Source organism: Pseudomonas sp. MS646, assembly GCF_036693845.1.
In the GTDB taxonomy this organism is placed as follows: domain Bacteria; phylum Pseudomonadota; class Gammaproteobacteria; order Pseudomonadales; family Pseudomonadaceae; genus Aquipseudomonas; species Aquipseudomonas chlororaphis_E.
On the sequence record NZ_CP144763.1, the window covers coordinates 2,932,875 to 2,952,083 of the forward strand.

Annotated in this window: 17 protein-coding genes; 10 read left to right on the forward strand and 7 right to left on the reverse strand. The window is 64.6% G+C overall.

All coding sequences use genetic code 11. The features are described 5' to 3' along the window. Window positions 1-577 precede the first annotated feature (577 nt). The 3 genes from nirB to V3H56_RS12970 all read left to right on the forward strand — a co-directional run bounded on the left by nirB (window position 578) and on the right by V3H56_RS12970 (window position 4,053). Complete coding sequence (nirB, locus tag V3H56_RS12960) at window positions 578-3,139, forward strand: nitrite reductase large subunit NirB (RefSeq protein WP_338474715.1); 2,562 nt, start codon at window positions 578-580, stop codon at window positions 3,137-3,139. Next, entirely contained in the window at window positions 3,139-3,525 is a 387-nt protein-coding gene (gene nirD / locus V3H56_RS12965; protein ID WP_042728116.1) for a nitrite reductase small subunit NirD, read from the forward strand. The genes nirB and nirD overlap by 1 nt, the downstream gene beginning before the upstream one ends. An 87-nt stretch (window positions 3,526-3,612) precedes the next feature. Then, window positions 3,613-4,053 (forward strand): CBS domain-containing protein, encoded by a 441-nt coding sequence (locus tag V3H56_RS12970; RefSeq protein WP_042728115.1) that lies wholly within the window; start codon window positions 3,613-3,615, stop codon window positions 4,051-4,053. A 155-nt stretch (window positions 4,054-4,208) separates the two neighbouring features. On the opposite strand, the gene V3H56_RS12975 is transcribed toward V3H56_RS12970, so the two are convergent. The 4 genes from V3H56_RS12975 to V3H56_RS12990 are packed head-to-tail and all read right to left on the reverse strand — an operon-like array spanning window position 4,209 to window position 8,822. Continuing rightward, window positions 4,209-4,676, reverse strand: a complete 468-nt coding sequence (locus tag V3H56_RS12975) for a response regulator (RefSeq protein ID WP_042728114.1) — start codon at window positions 4,674-4,676, stop codon at window positions 4,209-4,211. Further along, complete coding sequence (locus V3H56_RS12980) at window positions 4,673-6,985, reverse strand: ATP-binding protein (RefSeq protein WP_042728113.1); 2,313 nt, start codon at window positions 6,983-6,985, stop codon at window positions 4,673-4,675. Before V3H56_RS12980 ends, V3H56_RS12975 begins: the two co-directional genes overlap by 4 nt. Then, window positions 6,982-7,650, reverse strand: coding sequence for a response regulator transcription factor (locus tag V3H56_RS12985; protein WP_042728112.1), 669 nt, complete (start codon window positions 7,648-7,650; stop codon window positions 6,982-6,984). Before V3H56_RS12985 ends, V3H56_RS12980 begins: the two co-directional genes overlap by 4 nt. Further along, a complete protein-coding gene (locus V3H56_RS12990; protein WP_042728111.1) occupies window positions 7,647-8,822 on the reverse strand; it encodes a sensor histidine kinase in 1,176 nt (391 codons plus the stop codon). Before V3H56_RS12990 ends, V3H56_RS12985 begins: the two co-directional genes overlap by 4 nt. Before the next feature lie 173 nt (window positions 8,823-8,995). On the opposite strand from V3H56_RS12990, the gene V3H56_RS12995 reads away from it, so the two are divergent. From V3H56_RS12995 to V3H56_RS13010, 4 genes are all read left to right on the forward strand, one after another. After that, window positions 8,996-9,517 (forward strand): SgcJ/EcaC family oxidoreductase, encoded by a 522-nt coding sequence (locus V3H56_RS12995; protein WP_047738189.1) that lies wholly within the window; start codon window positions 8,996-8,998, stop codon window positions 9,515-9,517. 158 nt (window positions 9,518-9,675) lie between these two features. Next, window positions 9,676-10,185, forward strand: coding sequence for a sigma-70 family RNA polymerase sigma factor (locus tag V3H56_RS13000; RefSeq protein ID WP_338474716.1), 510 nt, complete (start codon window positions 9,676-9,678; stop codon window positions 10,183-10,185). Next, the gene (locus V3H56_RS13005; protein ID WP_338474717.1) at window positions 10,182-11,129 is read left to right on the forward strand and encodes a FecR domain-containing protein; all 948 of its coding nucleotides are present in this window, start codon (window positions 10,182-10,184) and stop codon (window positions 11,127-11,129) included. Before V3H56_RS13000 ends, V3H56_RS13005 begins: the two co-directional genes overlap by 4 nt. A 66-nt stretch (window positions 11,130-11,195) precedes the next feature. Then, a complete protein-coding gene (locus tag V3H56_RS13010; protein WP_042728107.1) occupies window positions 11,196-13,619 on the forward strand; it encodes a TonB-dependent receptor in 2,424 nt (807 codons plus the stop codon). A 168-nt stretch (window positions 13,620-13,787) separates the two neighbouring features. On the opposite strand, the gene V3H56_RS13015 is transcribed toward V3H56_RS13010, so the two are convergent. The 3 genes from V3H56_RS13015 to V3H56_RS13025 all read right to left on the reverse strand — a co-directional run bounded on the left by V3H56_RS13015 (window position 13,788) and on the right by V3H56_RS13025 (window position 15,549). Then, window positions 13,788-14,189, reverse strand: a complete 402-nt coding sequence (locus V3H56_RS13015) for a hypothetical protein (protein ID WP_042728106.1) — start codon at window positions 14,187-14,189, stop codon at window positions 13,788-13,790. 256 nt (window positions 14,190-14,445) lie between these two features. Further along, window positions 14,446-14,925, reverse strand: a complete 480-nt coding sequence (locus V3H56_RS13020; RefSeq protein WP_042728105.1) for a nuclear transport factor 2 family protein — start codon at window positions 14,923-14,925, stop codon at window positions 14,446-14,448. A gap of 45 nt (window positions 14,926-14,970) precedes the next feature. Further along, window positions 14,971-15,549 carry a TetR/AcrR family transcriptional regulator gene (locus tag V3H56_RS13025; RefSeq protein ID WP_338474718.1) on the reverse strand — a complete coding sequence of 193 codons (579 nt, stop codon included), beginning with the start codon at window positions 15,547-15,549 and terminating at the stop codon, window positions 14,971-14,973. 122 nt (window positions 15,550-15,671) lie between these two features. On the opposite strand from V3H56_RS13025, the gene pssA reads away from it, so the two are divergent. The 3 genes from pssA to V3H56_RS13040 all read left to right on the forward strand — a co-directional run bounded on the left by pssA (window position 15,672) and on the right by V3H56_RS13040 (window position 19,183). Further along, window positions 15,672-17,015, forward strand: coding sequence for a CDP-diacylglycerol--serine O-phosphatidyltransferase (pssA, locus tag V3H56_RS13030; RefSeq protein ID WP_338474719.1), 1,344 nt, complete (start codon window positions 15,672-15,674; stop codon window positions 17,013-17,015). Between the two features lie 11 nt (window positions 17,016-17,026). Further along, window positions 17,027-18,043, forward strand: a complete 1,017-nt coding sequence (locus V3H56_RS13035) for an AraC family transcriptional regulator (RefSeq protein WP_042728122.1) — start codon at window positions 17,027-17,029, stop codon at window positions 18,041-18,043. A gap of 168 nt (window positions 18,044-18,211) precedes the next feature. Beyond that, the gene (locus V3H56_RS13040) at window positions 18,212-19,183 is read left to right on the forward strand and encodes an NAD-dependent epimerase/dehydratase family protein (protein ID WP_042728102.1); all 972 of its coding nucleotides are present in this window, start codon (window positions 18,212-18,214) and stop codon (window positions 19,181-19,183) included. The last annotated feature ends 26 nt before the right edge of the window (window positions 19,184-19,209 follow it).

The window sequence follows — 19,209 nt, forward strand, 5'->3', positions numbered from 1 at the left end:
TGGGAGCGGGCTTGCCCGCGAATGCGGTGTGTCTGTCATGAAGAGGCTGAATGTGCCGCCGTCTTCGCGGGCAAGCCCGCTCCCACAGGATTGGGCGGTATGCAAAGGCTGCGTATATCCCAAATCCCTTGTGGGAGCGGGCTTGCCCGCGAATAGCGGCTGCCTCTTCAAAGGATGAGGTCTGCCGTGCACCGGCAGGCTGCACTTTTATGAAGCCAACTGCACCGGCTCGCACCATGGGAATGCAATCGTTGGCCTGAGGCCTGAATGCTTGCAGCCCCGGCGCCGGTGCCCGTAAACCCATGCCCGCAAGGGCTGCAACGGCGTGCAGCGTTGCGATGCGTGGGTTGGCACGCTCGCTGCAAGAGCCTGTCCAGGCCCACCGCGAACACACTCGAGTGGGCAGCCCCGTCGGTCAACGAAGATCGAGCGCCAGCAGGCCGGGGGATATCGGTAGATCGGGGCGCAGTCGCCGGGTCGATACCGCACAGAACAGGCAAAGACGCCTGGAACCGCAAGGTTTCAGGCGTCTTTTTTTTGCTTTCAAAATCGTGATGGGCTTTTGTCGGGTGCTTTTATGAATTCCAACGTTGCGTCTCTGAACAAGCTGCAAACGCTGATCGTGATCGGCAATGGCATGGTCGGCCATCATTGCGTCGAGCAACTGGTGGAACGCGGTGCCCTCAATCATTACCGCCTGCATGTGTTCAGCGAAGAGCCGATGCGCGCCTATGACCGCGTGCACCTGTCCGAGTATTTCGCCGGTCGCGACGCCGAATCCCTGGCCCTGGGGGAAGCCGCGCTGTACAAGACGCCTGGCGTCACGCTGCACTTGGGCGTGCCGGTGTTGGAGATCGACCGCCAGGCCCGTCAGGTCGTCATCGCCGGCGAGCGCATCAGCTACGACAAACTGGTGCTTGCCACCGGTTCCTACCCGTTCGTGCCGCCGATCGACGGCGCCGAAGGGGATGCCTGTCTGGTCTACCGCACCCTGGAAGACCTGGATGCCATCCGGGCCGCCGCCAACAATGCCCGGCGTGGCGTGGTGGTCGGTGGCGGGCTGTTGGGGCTGGAAGCGGCCAATGCCCTCAAGAGTCTCGGCCTCGAAGCCCATGTGGTGGAATTCGCCCCGCGCCTGATGCCGGTGCAGTTGGACCCCCAAGGTGGCCTAGCCCTCAAGGCCCGCATCGAGTCCCTGGGCGTCGGCGTGCACCTGTCCAAGGGCACCCAGTCCATCAGCGCCGGCGAACAGTACCGCTATCGGATGAATTTCGGCAGCGACGACTTCCTGGAAACCGACCTCATCGTGTTTTCCGCCGGGATTCGCGCCCAGGACGCCCTGGCGCGCCAAAGCGACCTGCACATCGGTCCGCGCGGCGGCGTGGTGATCGACGATCAATGCCTGAGCAGCGACCCGGACATCTACGCCATCGGCGAATGCGCGGCCTGGAACGGCAGCATTTTCGGCCTGGTCGCTCCGGGTTACCAGATGGCCCGCAGCGTCGCCGCGCAACTGTGCGGTGAGCACGGCGAAGCCTTCACCGGCGCCGATATGTCCACCAAGCTCAAGTTGCTTGGGGTCGACGTTGGCTCCATTGGCGACGCCCAAGGCAATACGCCGGGTTCGCGCAGCTACCAGTTCATCGACGAAACCAGCGCCAGCTACCGGCGCCTGGTGGTGGACGCCGACCGCAAGCGCGTGATCGGCGCGGTGCTGGTGGGTGACAACAGTTACTACGACACCTTGCTGCAATACATGCAGAACGGCATCGCGTTGCCCAAGGACGCGGCCAGCCTGATCCTGCCGTCCTCCGAAGGCGCGCCGACCCTGGGCCCAGCCGCATTGCCCGCCGCGGCAACCATTTGTTCGTGCCACAACGTCACTAAGGGTTCGATCTGCTCGGCCATTGACAGTGGCTGTACAGACCTTGGCCAACTCAAGTGCGACACCAAGGCCGGCACCGGTTGCGGGGGCTGCGCTGCGCTGGTCAAGCAGGTGTTCGAGCACGAGCTGGTCGCCCGTGGCGTCAGCGTCGACAAGAGCCTGTGCGAACACTTCGCCTACACCCGCCAGGAGCTGTACGCCCTGGTGCGGGTGGAAGGCATCATCAGTTTCGATGAACTGTTGGCCAAGCACGGTCGCGGCCACACTGGTTGCGACCTGTGCAAACCGGCGGTGGGTTCGATCCTGGCGTCGTGCTGGAACCAGCCGATCATGGACCCGTCCCTGGTGCCATTGCAGGACACCAATGACACGTTCATGGCGAACATGCAGAAGAACGGCACCTATTCGGTGGTACCGCGCATTGCCGGCGGCGAGATCACGGCCGACAAACTGATCGCCATCGGCGTGGTGGCGAAGAAATACGACCTCTACACCAAGATCACCGGCGGCCAACGCATCGACCTGTTCGGCGCCCAGTTGCACCAGTTGCCGGACATCTGGGCCGAGTTGATCGAAGCCGGCTTCGAGACCGGTCATGCCTACGGCAAATCCACTCGTACGGTGAAGTCCTGCGTGGGCAGCACCTGGTGCCGCTACGGCGTGCAGGACAGCGTGCAGATGGCCCTGACCCTGGAGGACCGCTACAAAGGCCTGCGTTCGCCGCACAAGCTCAAGTTCGCCGTTTCCGGGTGCACCCGCGAATGCGCCGAAGCACAGAGCAAGGACGTTGGCGTGATCGCCACGGAGAAGGGCTGGAACCTCTACGTGGCGGGCAATGGCGGCATGCGTCCGCGCCACGCCGAACTGTTCGCCACGGACCTGGATGACGCCACGCTGATCCGCTACATCGACCGCTTCCTGATGTTCTACATCCGCACCGCCGACAAGCTGCAACGGACCTCGGTCTGGCGCGAAAGCCTGGAAGGCGGCCTGGACTACCTCAAGGACGTGATCATCGACGACAGCCTGGGCCTGGGCGCCGAGCTCGAAGCCCAGATGCAGTTGGTGGTCGACCGCTACGAATGCGAATGGGCCAACGCCCTCAAGGATCCGGACAAACTCAAGCGTTTCCGGACCTTCGTCAACGATGGTCGCGGCGATCCGGACGTTCATTTCGTCAGGGAACGCGGCCAGCGCCGGCCGGTTCACGCCGGCGAACTTCACCTGATTCCCGTCACCGAGGAGGTGCTCTGATGAGCCAGTCAAACGTCGTTCGTCTTTCCACTCGCGAAGTCGCCCAAGCCCCTGTGCAATGGCGTGCCCTGTGCAGCCGCGAGGATCTGGTGGCCAACTCCGGCGTGGTCGCCTGGCACGAGGGCAGCCAGGTGGCGTTGCTGTACCTGCCCGAGCAGCAGGACAAGCCGCTGTACGCCCTCGACAATCGCGACCCCAAGTCCGGGGCGAACGTCATCGGCCGTGGCTTGTTGGGCAGCATCAAGGGCGAGTTGGTGATTGCCTCGCCGATGTACAAGCAACATTTTCGCCTGGAAGACGGCCATTGCCTGGAATACCCGGAGCAGCGCCTGCGGGTATGGCCGGTGCGCTTGAACGGTGACGTGGTGGAGATTGGTGAAAGCTGACCTGCGAGCACGGAGTGGCGAGGGCGCAAGTGCCTTTGCCACTCAAGGGTTTACAAGCACGCCATTATTTCAAACCGGGGATTTGCCATGAAAACCGCCGCTCAACTGGTGAAACTCAAAAGTGTGTTGCACCAGCAGGTCCACAGCATCGCGCCGGAACAAACCGTACTCGAAGCGTTGCAGATCATGGCCGAGAAGAATGTCGGGGCCTTGCCGGTGATCGAAGACGGGCAGGTGGTGGGGGTGTTCAGCGAGCGTGACTACGCACGCAAAATGGTCCTGCACGGGCGTTCGTCCGTGGGCACCCCGGTGCGCACCATCATGAGCACGCCGGTGATCACCGCCGACAGCCAGCAGAGCATCGAGCGCTGCATGGAAGTCATGACCGACAGCCACCTGCGGCACCTGCCGGTGCTGGATAACGGCCAGTTGATCGGCTTGTTGTCGATTGGTGACCTGGTCAAGCAAGCCATTGTTGAACAGGCAGACCTGATTCGGCAGTTGGAGCATTACATTCGCGGGCATTGAGCGCGCGGTCTTTTCCCAGGTTCCTGACTCTTGTGGCGAGGGCGTTTGCTAGCGCCAGGCGGTGCAGTGGTTGCATCGCCTGACGGTCGCTGCGCAACCGAGCGGGAGCAAGCTCCCTCGCCACAGGACCGGACTCTTCATGAACGGCCATCGCGCTAGCGAGACTCGGCAGTGGGCCGGTGCTGGCGCAGCAGCTCGATCTGCTGGGACGGTATCAATTCGCGCAAGGCCTTGTAGAGCGCCCGGGTTTCCAGCAGGTTCCAGATGCGCAGCATGGTTTCCAGTGCGTCCAGGGGCTTGCTGATGAAGTCTCGGGCGCCGAGGGCGAGGGCGCGCAGGCGGGTGTCGCGGGTGGCGTCGGCGGTCAGTACCAGGATCGGCAGGTAGTCGTTGGCCGGAATGCGCCGGTTGAGCTGTTCCAGCACGGCAAAGCCATCGAACGCCGGCATGTGCAGATCAAGGATGACCAGGTCCGGCTCAAAGCTGTTGAACAGGTCGAGGGTGCGCAACGGCTCGGTGCTGCTGAGCACGTTGTGCAAGCCTTCGCGGGCCAGCAGTTGTTCCATCAAGTCCAGGTTGGGGCGTTGATCGTCGACGATCAGGATGCGCAAGTCGCGATTCATGCGGGCTCCGGTAAATACTGTGCGAGGTGGCCCAGAAAGGCCTGGATATGAATAGGTTTGGTCAGGATCGCCGTGGCGCCGGCCTCGTGCAGGGCGCGCCGGGTCAGGTCGCTGGCGTCGGCGGTGATCATCAGCACCGGCGTGGACGCGGTGGCCGCTGACTGGCGCAGCCGACGCAAGACTTCCAGGCCTTCCAGGTCCGGCAGGGTGACGTCCAGCAGGATCAACTGCGGGGCGTGCTGGCGAGCCAGGTCCAGACCCAGTTGGCCCTGCATGCTCGACAACAGCTGGATGCCGGGGCGACGCTGCATCAGGGTCTCGATCAGTGCCAGGCTCGACAGGTTGTCCTCGATACACAGCACCTTGCCCTGGTATTCGACCGGCGCGTGGGGCACTGCCAGGGTGGCGATGGGCGGCAGGCGGGCGCCGGCCACCTGGGTGGCGGGCAATTGCAGGGTGAAGCAGCAACCGTGGCCCGGCTCGCTGTGGACCTGGAGCTGGCCCTGCATCATTTCCAGCAGGCTTTTGCTCAAGGACAATCCCAGGCCGGTGCCTTCGACCTTGGGATCGGCCCCCAGGCGCTCGAAAGGCTTGAACAACTGGTCCATCAGGGCCGGGTCGATGCCCTGGCCGGTGTCGATGACGGCGATGCTCACCTGTCGCTGCCGCACGCTCACTTCAATGCGCACCTCACCGCCGGGGCGGTTGTACTTGATGGCGTTGGACAGCAGGTTGAGCAGCACCTGCACCAGGCGCTGGCGGTCGGCGAGCACGCCGCTGTCGTCAGCCAGGGGCGGCAACTCGACCAGGCGAATGCCGGCATCGGCCGCCATGGGAGAGACCAGCGTCAGGGCTTCGTGCAACACCGTCGCCAGGGCGATCGGCTCGATGTTCAACGGCAGGCGTCCGGCTTCGATCCGAGCGATGTCCAGCACTTCATTGATCAACGCCAACAGATGCTGGCCGGCACGCAGGATGTGGCTGACCTGGGGGCGCTGGCCGGCGCTGGAGTCCATGTCCAGCAACTGGGCGAAACCGAGGATCGCGTTCAGCGGCGTGCGCAGTTCGTGGCTCATGCGAGAAAGAAACTCGCTCTTGGCCCGGCTGGCGCTTTCCGCTTCTTCGCGCGCCGTGCGCAGCGCGATCTCGGCGGCGCGGCGGTCGGTGATGTCGCGGGTGATCTTGGAAAAACCGCGCAGCGCGCCGGTGCTGTCGTATTGTGCGGTGATGACCACGCTGGCCCAGAAACGGCTGCCGTCCTTGCGACAGCGCCAGCCTTCCTCCATGTAGTGCCCGTCCCGCGTGGCCTCGCGCAAGGCCATGTCCGGGTGCTCCGGGCACTCCTCGGCCAGGTAGAACAGGGAAAAGTGCCGGCCGAGGATCTCCTGTTCGGTGTAGCCCTTGATCCGCTCGGCCCCGACGTTCCAGGTGGTGACGTGGCCTTGGGCATCGAGGGCGAAGATCCCGTAGTCCTTCACGCCATCGATGATCAGGCGTAGGCGTTCCTCGTTGTCGCGCAGCGCCCGTTCGCGTTCGGCCAGCAACTGCCCGGCCTCGATCAGGCGCGTGCCGAGCTGGCCGATCTCATCCTGCTCCGGCGGCTGTGGCAACAAGGGTTGGCCCAGCGCCAGGCGTTGGGCGTTGCCTTGCACTTGCTGCACCCGGGCGACAATGCCCTTGGACAGGAACAGCACCGCGACAATCGCCCCCAGCAGGCCGCACACAGCGGCCAGCAAGGTGGCGAACAACAGGCGCATGCGCGTGGCCGAGGCGGCGGCGCTGCGGTCGGCGAGCAGGGCGTCTTCGCGTATGCGCATGGCGCTGATCTGCTCGCGCAAGACGTCCAGCACCTGCTTGTTCTCGATCAGGATGGCGGTGATGGCTTCGGGGTCGTCGCCGTGGTTGGCGCGCAACGCAACCAGTCCGGCGAGTTTGTCGGCGATCAGCGGGGTGATGGTCTGCAGGTGCTCGCGCATCCGGGCATCGCGGATGTTGTGGTCCAGGCGCTGCAACGCCGCCTGGATCAGCGGCGTGGCCTGCTCGTAGCTGGGCAGGAAGTCCTCGCGGCGGGTCAGCAGGTAGCCGCGCACGCTGGCCGCCGCTTCGGCCAGCAGGGTGTGCACGGTCTGGATATCGCCCTGCACGAGCAACACCCGGCGCACGTCCTCCTCGGCGCGCGCGGTTTGGCGTTCGGTGATGTAGATCAGCACCAGCGACAGCAACAGGACCACCAGCGGCAGCGAGATCACCACCAGGGCCTTGCCGCGCAATGGCAGGTCGGCCCAACGGCGGGCGGCGAGGAACCTCATGGCCACTGCCCCGAAGGCTGCGCCACCAGCCCCAGCGCCACGCCGCGCACGGCGGCCTGGGTCCGGTCGGCGGCGCCGAGCTTGCCGATGACACGCTCCACGTGGGCCTTGGCGGTGCCGGAGGCGATGCCGAGTTTTTCGCCGATCTCCCGATTGCTGAAACCGGCTGCCACCAGGCCCAGCACCTGGCGTTCCCGGGCGGTCAGAGCCTGGACAGGCGCCGCGCCCGTGGCACCGCGCTCGGCCATGCGTCGCAGCAGGCGGGCACTGACTGAGCTGTTCAGGGCCTCTTCGCCCGCGGCGACCCGCGTGAGGGCGTGGAGGACTTCATCGCGGCTGGCGTCCTTGAGCAGGTAACCGACCGCGCCAGCGCCGATTGCAGCTTCCAGGTGATCGGGGCTGTCGTCCATGGTGAAGATCACCACCTTGATGCCCGGCTGGCGCTGCTGCAGGATGCGCGCCGCCCCCAGGCCGTTGAGGACCGGCATGCGGATGTCGAGGATCGCGATGTCCGGTTGCAGCCGTTCGCACAGGTCGAGGGCTTCCTGGCCATCGCGGGCCTGGCCGACGACCTCGAACCCCGGGCTGCCGGCCAACATGCTGATAAACCCGGTGCGAGTGACTTCGTGATCGTCGGCCAGCAACAGGCGCAGGGGGCGGTTCATGGCTGTACTCCCTGGGCCGGCAGTGGCACGCGGGCCAACAGCCGGGTGCCTGCGTCGGGCTGGCTGATGCACGACAGCTGGCCACCCAGCAGGCTTGCCCGTTCCTGCATGGCCGCCAGCCCCAGGTGACAGGCCTCGATGGGTTGTTCCAGGGCAAAGCCGCGACCGTCATCTTCCACCCGCAGCGCCGCGTAATCATCGTCCACTGCCAGCGCCAGGCTCACGTGTCGGGCCTGGGCGTGCTTGAGGATGTTATTGATGCCTTCCTGGGCGATGCGGAACAGGGCGATCTCGGCGTGGCCGGGCAGGCGAGCGGTGCTGTGTTCGGCCCAGGTCACCGCCAGGCCGGCTTCTCGCAGGCGATCGGCTTCCTTGTCGACGGCCTTGTACAGGCCGAAGTCATCGAGCACGTGGGGACGCAGGCCGCCGATCAGTTGCCGACCTTCGCCGACGCAGCCCTGGGCCAGGTCGAGAATCGTGCGCAGCTCGCTGGCCAGCGCCGGTGGCAGGGTCGGGCAGCGACCGGCGAACCCTTGCAGGCGCTGATGCAACCCGGCCAGGTTCTGCGCCAGGCCGTCATGCAGGTCGTAGGCGACGCGCTTGCGCTCGGCCTCCTGGGCGCTGAACAGGCGATGGACCAGCTCCGACATGGTGCGCTCGCGGGCCTGGAGCGCTTCGAGCAGCCGGCTGTTTTCCAGGTGCGCCGCCAGCAGGGTCGCCAGCAGTTGCAGCGACTCGATGTCCTCGTTGTCCGGCGCCCCGAGGGCCACGCTGTTGCCCAGCATCAACGCGCCGAACACCGCGCCGTCGGAGGCGCGCAACGGCACCCGCAAGACCTGGGGCAGGGCGCTGCCAGGGTGCTCCTGCCATTGCGGGCCGGGCGACGGCGGCTGGGCGAAGCTGGCCAGCAGTTCCAGGCGCTCGCCGCTGCCGTGGCTGGCAATGGCGCGCACCGGCGCCTCCGGTGTCCATTCCAGCAGCAGGCCGTGGTCCATGGCCATGAACGCGCAGGCCCGCTGCACCGCCCGCTGGCGCATCTGTGCCAGGGGCAACTGGGTCAGTTCATGCCCGGTGCCCAGCAACAGGCCCAGGCGCGCCGCGCGGCTCTGGGATTGCCGGTACTGGCTACGGATGGCCAGGGCGCTGCCGGGGTCATGGGGCGGGCTTTGCATGGGGGGCTCCAGCGTGAAAAGGGACTGCAAGGGTTCGCGGTGACGTCATTAAAACGTGTCGACGGCACCGGGCCTATCTGCCGAATGGCATAGGCGAGCGGCACCGGTTGGCCGATGGCGGCGCCAGCGCGGGCCGGCAAAGTGGGGCCATTGAAACCCAAAGGAACCCTGCGATGAAAATGAAAACCTTCACCCTGGCCGCTTTTTTCCTGCTGACCACGCCGTTTGTCCACGCCGTGGATGCCACGCCCTACGTGTACCGCACCGTGGCCGAACAGCCCAAGAACGTGAATGACCAGGAAATTGCCGCGCTGTTCGACCGCTGGAACACCACGCTGAAGTCTGGCAGCGCCAGCGCGATGACCGGCCTCTACGCGCCGGATGCGGTCCTGCAACCGACCCTGTCCAACAAGGTGCGCACCACGCCGGCGCAGATCCAGGATTACTTCGACCATTTCCTGGTCGGCAAGCCGGTGGGGCAGATCAACTACCGGGAAATTCGCCACATGGGCCCCGACGCGGCCATGGACAGTGGGGTCTACACCTTCACCCTGACCAATGCCGACGGCTCCAAGCGTGACGTCCAGGCTCGCTACACCTTCCTTTACGAGCGCCTCGACGGGCAGTGGAAGATCATCAACCATCACTCTTCGGCCATGCCGGAAGTGCCCAAGGCGCTGCACGCCAGTCACTGATCCCTGGGGCAGCCCATCTTCAAGCACTGCGCAACGGCGGGGCCTCGGCTCCCGCCGTTTTTTTGCTGGCGTGCAGGGCATCAGTCAAAGAGCCTGGATTCGTTCATGAACATTAATTAGAATCAGTCTCATTTAAGACCTTGCACAGGCTTCTTTACATGGGTGATGCAGCTTCGCCGACGGAACACTCCCTCCACGCGTTGTACCGTGACCACGGCAGCTGGCTGGAAAACTGGTTGCGACGGCGCCTGGGCAATGCCTGGGATGCGGCGGACCTGCGCCAGGATACCTTCCTGCGCGTGCTCGTCAGCTCCCAGGCTTTGGCCGAGCTGCAGGAGCCTCGGGCCTACCTGCTGACGGTCGGCAAGCGACTGTTGAGCAACTTCTACACCCGGCGCAACCTGGAGCAGGCGTATCTCGACGCGTTGGCGAGCCTGCCCGAAGCCTGCGTACCGTCCCCCGAACAGCGTTGGTTGCTGTTGGAGACCCTTCACGCCCTGGACGAACTGCTCGACGGCCTGCCGCCCCTGGTGCGGCGGGCCTTTCTCTGGAGCCAGCTCGAAGGCCTGGGCTACCGGGAGATTGCCGAGCGTTTGCAGGTGTCCGAGCGGACGGTCAAGCGCTACATGGCCCAGGCCTACGAACACTGCCTGCTGGTGGACTTTTGAACCGCCCAGGCCCAACACCTGAAGCCCGCGATGCCGCCCGGGCGGCGGCCCATTGGCTGACACTGCTGGAGTCGGCCGACGCGGCATTCGACACCGCCGCGTTGCAACGCTGGCGCGACAGCAGTCTTCATCACGAGGCGGCCTGGCAAAAGGCCCTGCGCTTGCGCCGGCGCTTCGCCGCGGTCCCGGCTTCCGTGGGCATGGCCACCCTCGATCGCCCGGCCATGGCCCGCCGTGCGGTGCTCAAGCGGGCGTTGGGTGTCGCGGCGCTGGTGCCCACTGCCTGGTTGCTGGGGCGAGAGCTGCCACTGGATGTCTGGCGTGCCGACCTGCACACCGCCACCGGTGAGCAGCGACGTTGGTCGCTGGCCGATGGCAGCGCCTTGCAACTGAACACCGACAGCGCCGTGAACCTGGACCTCGCCACGCGGCGTCTGGTGCTGCTGCGCGGCGAAATGGCCCTCAAGGTGGTGGGGGACGCGCCGCTGTCGATCCAGTCGCCCTATGGGTTGATCAGCGTCAGTCGGGGGGAAGCGTGCCTGCGCTTGAGCGAGCACGAATGCCGGGTGTCGGTGCTCAGCGGTGCGGCGCAGGTGCAACCGCTGCGCGGGCCGCTGTTGGGGCTGGAGCCGGGCCAGCAGGTCGACTTCCAGGCCACGGGCGCAGGTTCGGTGCGCCGCTTTGATATGTTGCAGTTGGGTTGGCGCGACGGCGTGCTGACGGCGCAGGACCAGCCACTGGGCGATTTCCTGCGGGACCTGGCCCGCTATCGCCCGGGTGTATTGCGCTGGGACGAAGCCTTGGAGTCGCTTCGCGTCACCGGCAGTTTCCGCCTGGAGAACACCGATCGGATCCTGGCGCTGCTCTCGGCCAGCCTGCCGATGGACGTGCACCTGCGCACCCGTTACTGGGTGACCCTGACGCTTCGAAAAAATAGTGCCTGAAGCCTGTCCCGTTTTTTTGTCTCGCTTGTCATTCAAGGCAATCGAACAAAATGAGAGCGCCTCCCCATGTCCGCAGTTGTACCGTTGCGTTTGCGCCCGGCCTTCGCCGGCTGGCGCCCGCTGTTGAACCTCAGCCTCCTGCTGAGCCTGAGCGCCAGCCCTTTCTTCATCGCTTCAAGCCAGGCCGAGGAGGCCGCTCGGCGCAGCTACCAGGTGCCTGCCGGCAGCCTGGGCACGGCGCTGACCCGGTTTGCCGGGCTGGCGGGCGTCAACCTGTCGGTGGACCCGGCGTTGGTGAGCGGGCGCAACAGCGCCGGGCTCTCGGGCGAGTACGGGGTCGAAGAAGGCTTCGCCCGGTTGCTGCAAGGGTCCGGCCTGCAATTGCAACCGGTGGGTGAGCAGGCCTACATCCTGATGCCCGCGCCGCAAGGCGGCAGCCTGCAACTGGCGCCGACCTCGATCCTTGGGGCCAACGGTGCGACGGACGCCCCCGTGTACGCCGGCGGCCAGGTCGCACGGCGCGGTTCCCAAGGCCTGCTGGGGTCGCGGGACTTCATGGAAACGCCGTTCAGCATGACCACCTACACCAGCGAAGCGGTCAAGAACCAGCAGGCCCGTACCCTCGGTGACTTGATCGCCAGCGACCCATCGGTGCGCGCCACCAACCCGGCGGGCGGACGCTACGAACAGTTCACCATTCGCGGGCTCAGCCTGTTCAACAGCGATGTCGCCTACAACGGCCTTTACGGAGTCCTGCCGACCTACACCATCGACATGGAGATGGCCGATCGCGTCGATATCCTCAAGGGGCCGACCCAGCTCATCAACGGTATCTCGCCGAGGGGAAGCGTCGGTGGCGGGATCAACGTGGTGCCCAAGCGGGCCACCGACACCCCCATCAACTCGTTCACCGGCAGCTATGCCTCCAACAATCAACTGGGCGGCGCGGTGGATGTTGGCCGGCGTTTCGGTGAGGAGAACCAGTTCGGCCTGCGTTTCAATGGCGTGAAGCAGTCCGGCGACACCGAATGGGACCACCAGAGCGTCGACCGTGAGATGGCGGTGCTGGGCCTGGATTTTCGCGGTGAACGCCTGCGGCTCTCGACGGACATCGGCCACACCGAGCGCGACACCGACGCCCCCCAGGAGCGTGTGCAGGTCGGCGCCAACGCCCAGGTGCCACACGCCAGCGATGTGCGCAGCAACTATGCCCAGGCCTGGAGCAAGGCGCGCACCACCGACACGTTCGGCGCGGTGAACGCCGAATTCGACGTCAACGATGCCGTCATGCTGTATGGCGGCGTGGGCGCACGCAAAAGCAACCACGACTTTCTCCGCCACGCCGTTTCAGTCACCAACGACGCCGGTGACTTCACCGTTTCGCCCCGGGACTTTACCCGCGACGAAAACGTCCGGACGGCCACCGCCGGCGTGCGCAACTGGTTCCACACCGGCCCTGTGAGCCATGAGGTCAACCTCGCGGCCAGCTACTTCTACATGGACTTCACCAACGGCGGCGCCCGCTATGCCAACGGTCGCAGCAACCTGTACGACCCGGTGGACACGCCAACGCCAGGCACGCCGACGCGCCAGGACGACAAGGTCTACACCGAGAACCGCTTCAGCGGTGTGGCGTTGTCCGACACCCTGGGCTTCTTCGATGACCGGCTGCTGTTGACCCTCGGTGCGCGCTGGCAGCGGGTCAAGGTCGATGACTGGTCGAACGACGTCAAGGGCGTGACCGCCTACGATGAAGAGAAGGTCTCGCCGTCCGGCGGTATTCTGTTCAAGGCGACCGACAAGCTGTCGCTGTATGCCAACTACATGGAGGGCCTCAGCCAGGGCAAGATCGCGCCCTCGACCTCGGTGAACGAGGATGAGATTTTCCCGCCGTTCATCAGCCGTCAGGTGGAAGTCGGCGCCAAGTACGATACCGGCCCGTTCGCCATGACCGCCGCCGTGTTCCGCATCAAGCAGCCGGCTTATGCCACCGACGCGACGACACGGGTCTTCGGCCCGAACGGCAAGCGCGAGAACACCGGAGTGGAACTGAGCGTGTTCGGCGAGCCGCTCAAGGGCACCCGCTTGCTCGGCGGGGTGATGTTCATCGACAGCGAGTTGACCAATACCACGGGCGGGACCTTCGACGGCAACCGGGCGCCGGCGACGCCCAAGTACAACGTCAACCTGGGCGCCGAATGGGATGTGCCGACGGTGCAGGGCCTGACATTGACCAGCCGCGGCATCTACTCCAGCTCGCAGTACCTGGACCCGTCCAACGACAAGGAAATAGATTCCTGGGTTCGCTTCGATGTCGGTGCACGCTATGGCTTCAAGGTCGACGACAAGCGCGTGACCCTGCGGGCCAACGTCGAGAACGTGGCCGACAAGCGCTACTGGAGTTCGGCCGGGGCCTCGGATGACAGCGAACCGGGCTTGACGCTGTCGACGCCGCGCACCTACCTGCTGTCGGCGACGGTCGACTTCTAGGCTCTGTTTGAAAAGTCTTGAGACGAAGGTCAGGCAAGGCGAAAACCGGCGAGGAACGGCCGGGGTCGCGCTCGACTTTACTGGAGTAAATGAGCATTCCGATCGGACTCGCGCACGAGCCGGTTTTCAACGCAGCAGGAACGAGTATCAAGGCTTTTCAGACGGAGCCTAGGCGTCGCGAAACAGGTCGTGGGCATCGAGCAGGCGCCAGGCGATTTCCGGGCGCTTTTCCAGCCCGCGGCGGATGGCGCTGGGGATCGACTGGCGAATTTTGCGGCACAGGCCAGCTTGCGCCTGGAACTCGATGGCGATACCGCGCATGGTGCGCACTTCGTTGTAGCCGGGCTCGATGCTCAGGCGGATGCCGAGGTTCTCGTACAAGCGCTGTTGCAAGTGCTGGAGTTCGTCAAGGCTCTGGATGTTCTCCAGGCGTTCGAGCAAGCGCTTTTCTTCCTGGCGGTTGAGGCAAAGGATGCGCAAGTCACTGCCGGGCGTTTGCAGCAGCTCATCGCGTTGGCAATCACAGACGCCAGGCGGGCAGGGGGGACGGATCGGGATCGACGCGGTCATGGGCTCCACACAGTCGGCAACACAGCGAAACGCTCTCCGAGGGGCAATGTGATGGCTGGCGCCACGGTGGTCAACCCCGGCGAGCGTCCGGCTGTCTGCCTGGCGGGGAGTGGGGCGTGTGGGGGATGGCCCCTTCGCGGGCAAGCCCGCTCCCACACGGATGCTTGATGTTCAACCATCCCCTGTGGGAGCGGGCTTGCCCGCGAAAACGGCCTGGCAGCCAACCTGTTCGTGGCGGCTGCCGTCGATCCAGCCCTTACAACCCCAAGTCGGACAACCCCGGGTGATCGTCCGGGCGGCGGCCCAGGGGCCAGTGGAATTTGCGCTCGCTTTCCTTGATCGGCATGTCGTTGATGCAGGCAAAGCGGTTGGCCATCAACCCGTGCTCGTCGAATTCCCAGTTCTCATTGCCGTAGGAGCGGAACCAGTTGCCCGAGTCGTCGTGCCATTCGTAGGCGTAGCGCACGGCGATGCGGTTGTCGGTGAACGCCCAGAGTTCCTTGATCAGTCGGTAGTCCAGTTCCTTGGCCCACTTGCGGGTCAGGAAGGCCTTGGCTTCCTCGCGGTTATGGGCGAACTCGGCGCGGTTGCGCCATTGGGTGTCCAGCGTATAGGCCAGGGACACCCGCTGCGGATCGCGGGAATTCCAGCCGTCTTCGGCCAGGCGGACTTTCTCGATGGCCGATTCACGGGTGAAGGGCGGCAAAGGCGGGCGAACGTCGGAAGAGGCAGACATGGTAGATCTCCAATGGATAAATGAAGGGCACAGCGGTTTAACGGGTCATGCGTTTGATTCGTCCAGATTCAGCAAGCTGCCCAGCATGTCCCGGGCCTGGTCGGCCGCGCCGTGATCGCCCATCACCAGCGCCACGGTGATGGCGCCGTCGATCAGGATCAGCAGTTGGCGAGCCAGCGCATCGGGGCTTTCGACACCCTGGTCGACACACAGGCGGGTGACGTAGTCGAGCAACTTCTGTTTGTGCAACTTCGCCAACTGGCGGACCGGATCCTCGGGATCGCCGGTCTCACCGCTGGTGTTGATGAACGCACAACCGCGAAAGCCCTCGCTGTCGAACCAGCCCTTGAGAACGGTGAACAGGTTGAGCAGGCGCGCGGCGGGGGTCGGTGCCTTGTCGACCTCGCTGCTGAACCAGTGCATCCAGCGTTCATCGCGGCGCTTGAGGGCGGCCACGATCAGGTCGTCCTTATTGGCGAAGTAACGGTAGATACTTTTTCTCGAGACGCCGGCGGTTTTCACCAGAAGGTCCATGCCGGTGGCCGCGATGCCACTTTTATAGATCAACTTTTCGGCGACATCGAGAATGATGTCTCGTGTTTCACTGCTAGTAATTTCATTCATGTAATAGACAGTAGAACGATCGTTCTCCTTGGTCAAATGTTTTTTTCATGACGACGGGAAGACCCGAGCCGATCCATGGTGTAAGCTCATCCGTTCTTCGGAATCGACCTTTTGCGAGCCCTATGCCGTCGCTTTTCAAACGCTCCCTGCTGCCCAAGCTGCGCAGCTTTGCACTGACCGCCGAGGCGGTGACCATCCTCGATGGCGCTGCCCAGTTCCGCCGTTGCCTGCTGGAGAAAATCGCCCAGGCTACCCAGCGCATTTATATCGTCGCCCTGTACCTGCAACAGGACGAAGCCGGCCAGGAAATCCTCGATGCCCTGCATGCCGCCAAGGCGGCCCGTCCGGAACTGGACGTGGTCGTGGTGGTGGACTGGCTGCGGGCCCAGCGGGGCCTGATCGGCGCCAAGAAGCAGCCGGGCAACTCGGCGTGGTACCAGGAACAAACCCGCCTGCACGACAGCGAAGTGCCGATCTACGGCGTACCGGTGCAGACCCGCGAGCTGTTCGGCGTGCTGCACTTGAAGGGCTTCGTGATCGACGACTGCGTGCTCTACAGCGGGGCCAGCCTGAACAACGTCTACTTGCACAAGTTCGACAAGTACCGTTACGACCGCTACCACCTGCTGCATAACACCGCGCTGGCCGATTCCATGCATCACCTGGTGCAACATGGCCTGGTCACGTCCAGGGCGGTGCATCGCCTGGACTTGCCGAACCTGCCCAGCACCCGCAGCCTGCGCAAGGACATCGGCGACTTGCGCAGCCGGTTGAAATACGCGGCCTATGACACCACGGCCGGCAGCCTCGACAAGAGTGGCCTGTCGGTCAGCCCGTTGCTGGGCGTGGGCAAGAACAACCCGCTGAGCCGGGTCATCGGCGAGTTGATCGCCAGCAGCCGCCAGCAACTGACCATCTGCACGCCATACTTCAACCTGCCGCTGGCCGTGACCCGCGAGCTCAATCGCGCCCTGGCCCGCGGGGTCAAGATCGATATCATCGTCGGCGACAAGACCGCCAACGATTTCTATATCCCGCCCAGCGAACCGTTCAAGATCATCGCGGCGTTGCCCTACCTGTATGAAATCAGCTTCCGGCGCTTCGCCAAGCGCCATCAGCGCTACATCGACAGCGGCCAGTTGAACCTGCACCTGTGGCGCGATGGCGACAACACCTATCACCTCAAGGGCATGTGGGTCGACGAGCGCTACACCTTGTTGACCGGCAACAACCTCAACCCGCGCGCCTTTCGCCTGGACCTGGAAAACGCCCTGTTGTTGGACGATCCCAAGGGTGAGCTGCTGGAACCTCGTCGGGCCGAGCTTGAGCAGATCTACCGCCACACGCGTCGGATCGAGCGCTTCCTGGACCTTGAAAGCCTGCCGGATTACCCGGCCGCCGTTGCCAAGTTCCTGAAACGGGTCAGCCGGGTGCGGATAGAACGGCTGCTTTACCGGATCCTGTGAACAGCCGCGCCGTGTCTGAAAAAGACACCATCTCCATTCAACTGGTCCGCGAGGCGCTGCTGCAAAGCTGCGCCCCCGGTGCGGCCAGCGCCGAGGTGCTGAGCAAAGTCGGCATCGACCCGGCGCTGCTGGACGATCCTCAGGCGCGAGTGCCGGCCCATGCTTATGCGCGGCTCTGGCGCTTGCTGGCGCGGCGCCTGGATGACGAATTTTTCGGCATGGACCCGCGCAAGCTCAGGTCCGGCAGCCTGGCGTTTCTCTGCCAGTGCGCCATGGCGCAGCCGACGCTGGCGGCGGGGTTGACGGCCGGGCTGGGCTTTCTTTCGCTGATGCTCGAACACCTGCCGGCGCAGTGGGTGCGCCAGCAAAGCCTGGCGGAAATCGTCCTTTGCGAAGACGATCAGGCACCGCAGCGGGCCTTTACCTATTTCACCTATTGGATGATCGTCCATGGCGTGGCCTGCTGGTTGGCGGGGCGACGCATTCCGATTCTTTCCGTCGAACTGCGCTGCCCGGCGCCGGACTTCTGCGACGACTACCGGGTGATGTTTTCCCAGAACCTGCGCTTCGACCGGCCGCGCACGCGAATGATCTTCGCCGCCGAGTGCCTGGACTTGCCCATCCGACGCAGCCCCGAGGAACTCAAGCGGTTCCTGGCCCACGCCCCGGCCAATATCCTGGTCAAGTACCGCGACCCGCAGAGCCTGGCCAGCCGCATCCGCCACGACCTGCGGCAACTGCCCGCCGAACAGTGGCCGGAAACCGAAACCCTGGCCCAGCAGTTGTGCGTCTCGGCGTCCACCCTGCGTCGCCGCCTGGCAGAGGAGGGCCAGACGTATCAAGGCCTCAAGGACAGCGTGCGTCGAGAGTTGGCAATCGCCTGGCTGGCCGAGCCCGCCATCAGCTTCGTCGAGATCGCCACGCGCCTGGGCTTTGCCGACGCCAGTTCCTTCTACAAGGCGTTTCGCAAGTGGTCCGGGTCCAACCCTGGGCATTACCGGAGCCTGATCCTCAACGACGCCCACTGACCCGACCGGGTCGGCGCTCATAAATCTGTCACGTCTGCTTGCTATAAGCCTCGGTATAGAAAAAACAGGCCATCGAGCAGAGTAGTGAATGGAAATGACCGTTGTGGGTAACGATTGTGTCGGTTTGCGGGAACATGCATTGGCCGGGATCGCGTTAAGGCGCGCCCGATGAAAATCCTGGTCACCGGTGTCGCCGGTTTCATCGGGTTCCATACCGCCAGGCGGCTATGCCGCGATGGCCATCAAGTCATTGGCATCGACAACCTCAACAGCTACTACAGCGTCGAGCTGAAACACGCCCGGCTCGCGCAGTTGGCCACGTGCAGTCAATTCCAGTTCCAGCGGATGGACGTGGCGGACAAGCCGGCGTTGCTGGATCTGTTCGCCCGGCATGCATTCGACCATGTCGTCCACCTGGCCGCCCAGGCGGGGGTGCGCTATTCCATCGACCATCCCGACGTCTACGCGCAAAGCAACCTGGTGGGTTTCCTCAATGTGTTGGAAGCCTGTCGGGCCCATAGGCCGGCGCACCTGGTGTTCGCTTCGAGCAGCTCGGTCTATGGCTTGAATGATCGCCTGCCTTACAGCACGGATGACCCCGTCGACCAGCCGGTGTCCTTTTACGCGGCCACCAAGCGCGCCAACGAACTGATGGCCCACGCGTACTCGCACCTGTACGGCATTCCCACCACCGGCCTGCGCTTCTTTACCGTGTACGGGCCATGGGGACGCCCCGACATGGCGCCGTTCAAATTCACCGAGGCGATCCTGGGTGGCCGGCCTCTGGAGGTCTACAACGACGGCGCCATGTCGCGGGATTTCACCTACATCGACGACATCGTGGAGGCCCTTGTGCGGCTGTTGCCGTTGCCACCGGCCGAGGCGGGCACGGTGCGCAACAAGGTCTACAACATCGGGTTTGGCGCGCCGGTCCAGTTGCTGCAGTTCATCGAATGCCTGGAAGAGTCCCTGGGCATTCGTGCGATCAAGCATGGCATGCCGTTGCAGGCAGGCGACGTGGTCAACACCTGGGCGGACACCCGCGAGCTGGAAGCGCGCGTGGGCTTCCGGCCGCAGGTTGCGGTGCCTGTGGGCGTGCAGGCGTTCGTTGACTGGTACCGCGGCTATTACGGCGTCTAACCCCTTCCTTTTCCATCCTCTAGCGG

Excerpts from the sequence above, each read along its gene's own strand:
- nirB (WP_338474715.1), top strand. The coding sequence starts at position 578 with ATGAATTCCAACGTTGCGTCTCTGAACAAGCTGCAAACGCTGATCGTG.
- V3H56_RS12990 (WP_042728111.1), bottom strand. The coding sequence starts at position 8,822 with ATGCAAAGCCCGCCCCATGACCCCGGCAGCGCCCTGGCCATCCGTAGC.
- V3H56_RS13015 (WP_042728106.1), bottom strand. The coding sequence starts at position 14,189 with ATGACCGCGTCGATCCCGATCCGTCCCCCCTGCCCGCCTGGCGTCTGT.
- V3H56_RS13000 (WP_338474716.1), top strand. The coding sequence starts at position 9,676 with ATGGGTGATGCAGCTTCGCCGACGGAACACTCCCTCCACGCGTTGTAC.
- V3H56_RS13025 (WP_338474718.1), bottom strand. The coding sequence starts at position 15,549 with ATGAATGAAATTACTAGCAGTGAAACACGAGACATCATTCTCGATGTC.
- V3H56_RS13040 (WP_042728102.1), top strand. The coding sequence starts at position 18,212 with ATGAAAATCCTGGTCACCGGTGTCGCCGGTTTCATCGGGTTCCATACC.
- V3H56_RS12985 (WP_042728112.1), bottom strand. The coding sequence starts at position 7,650 with ATGAACCGCCCCCTGCGCCTGTTGCTGGCCGACGATCACGAAGTCACT.
- V3H56_RS12995 (WP_047738189.1), top strand. The coding sequence starts at position 8,996 with ATGAAAATGAAAACCTTCACCCTGGCCGCTTTTTTCCTGCTGACCACG.
- pssA (WP_338474719.1), top strand. The coding sequence starts at position 15,672 with ATGCCGTCGCTTTTCAAACGCTCCCTGCTGCCCAAGCTGCGCAGCTTT.
- V3H56_RS12970 (WP_042728115.1), top strand. The coding sequence starts at position 3,613 with ATGAAAACCGCCGCTCAACTGGTGAAACTCAAAAGTGTGTTGCACCAG.
- V3H56_RS13010 (WP_042728107.1), top strand. The coding sequence starts at position 11,196 with ATGTCCGCAGTTGTACCGTTGCGTTTGCGCCCGGCCTTCGCCGGCTGG.
- V3H56_RS12975 (WP_042728114.1), bottom strand. The coding sequence starts at position 4,676 with ATGAATCGCGACTTGCGCATCCTGATCGTCGACGATCAACGCCCCAAC.
- nirD (WP_042728116.1), top strand. The coding sequence starts at position 3,139 with ATGAGCCAGTCAAACGTCGTTCGTCTTTCCACTCGCGAAGTCGCCCAA.
- V3H56_RS12980 (WP_042728113.1), bottom strand. The coding sequence starts at position 6,985 with ATGAGGTTCCTCGCCGCCCGCCGTTGGGCCGACCTGCCATTGCGCGGC.
- V3H56_RS13020 (WP_042728105.1), bottom strand. The coding sequence starts at position 14,925 with ATGTCTGCCTCTTCCGACGTTCGCCCGCCTTTGCCGCCCTTCACCCGT.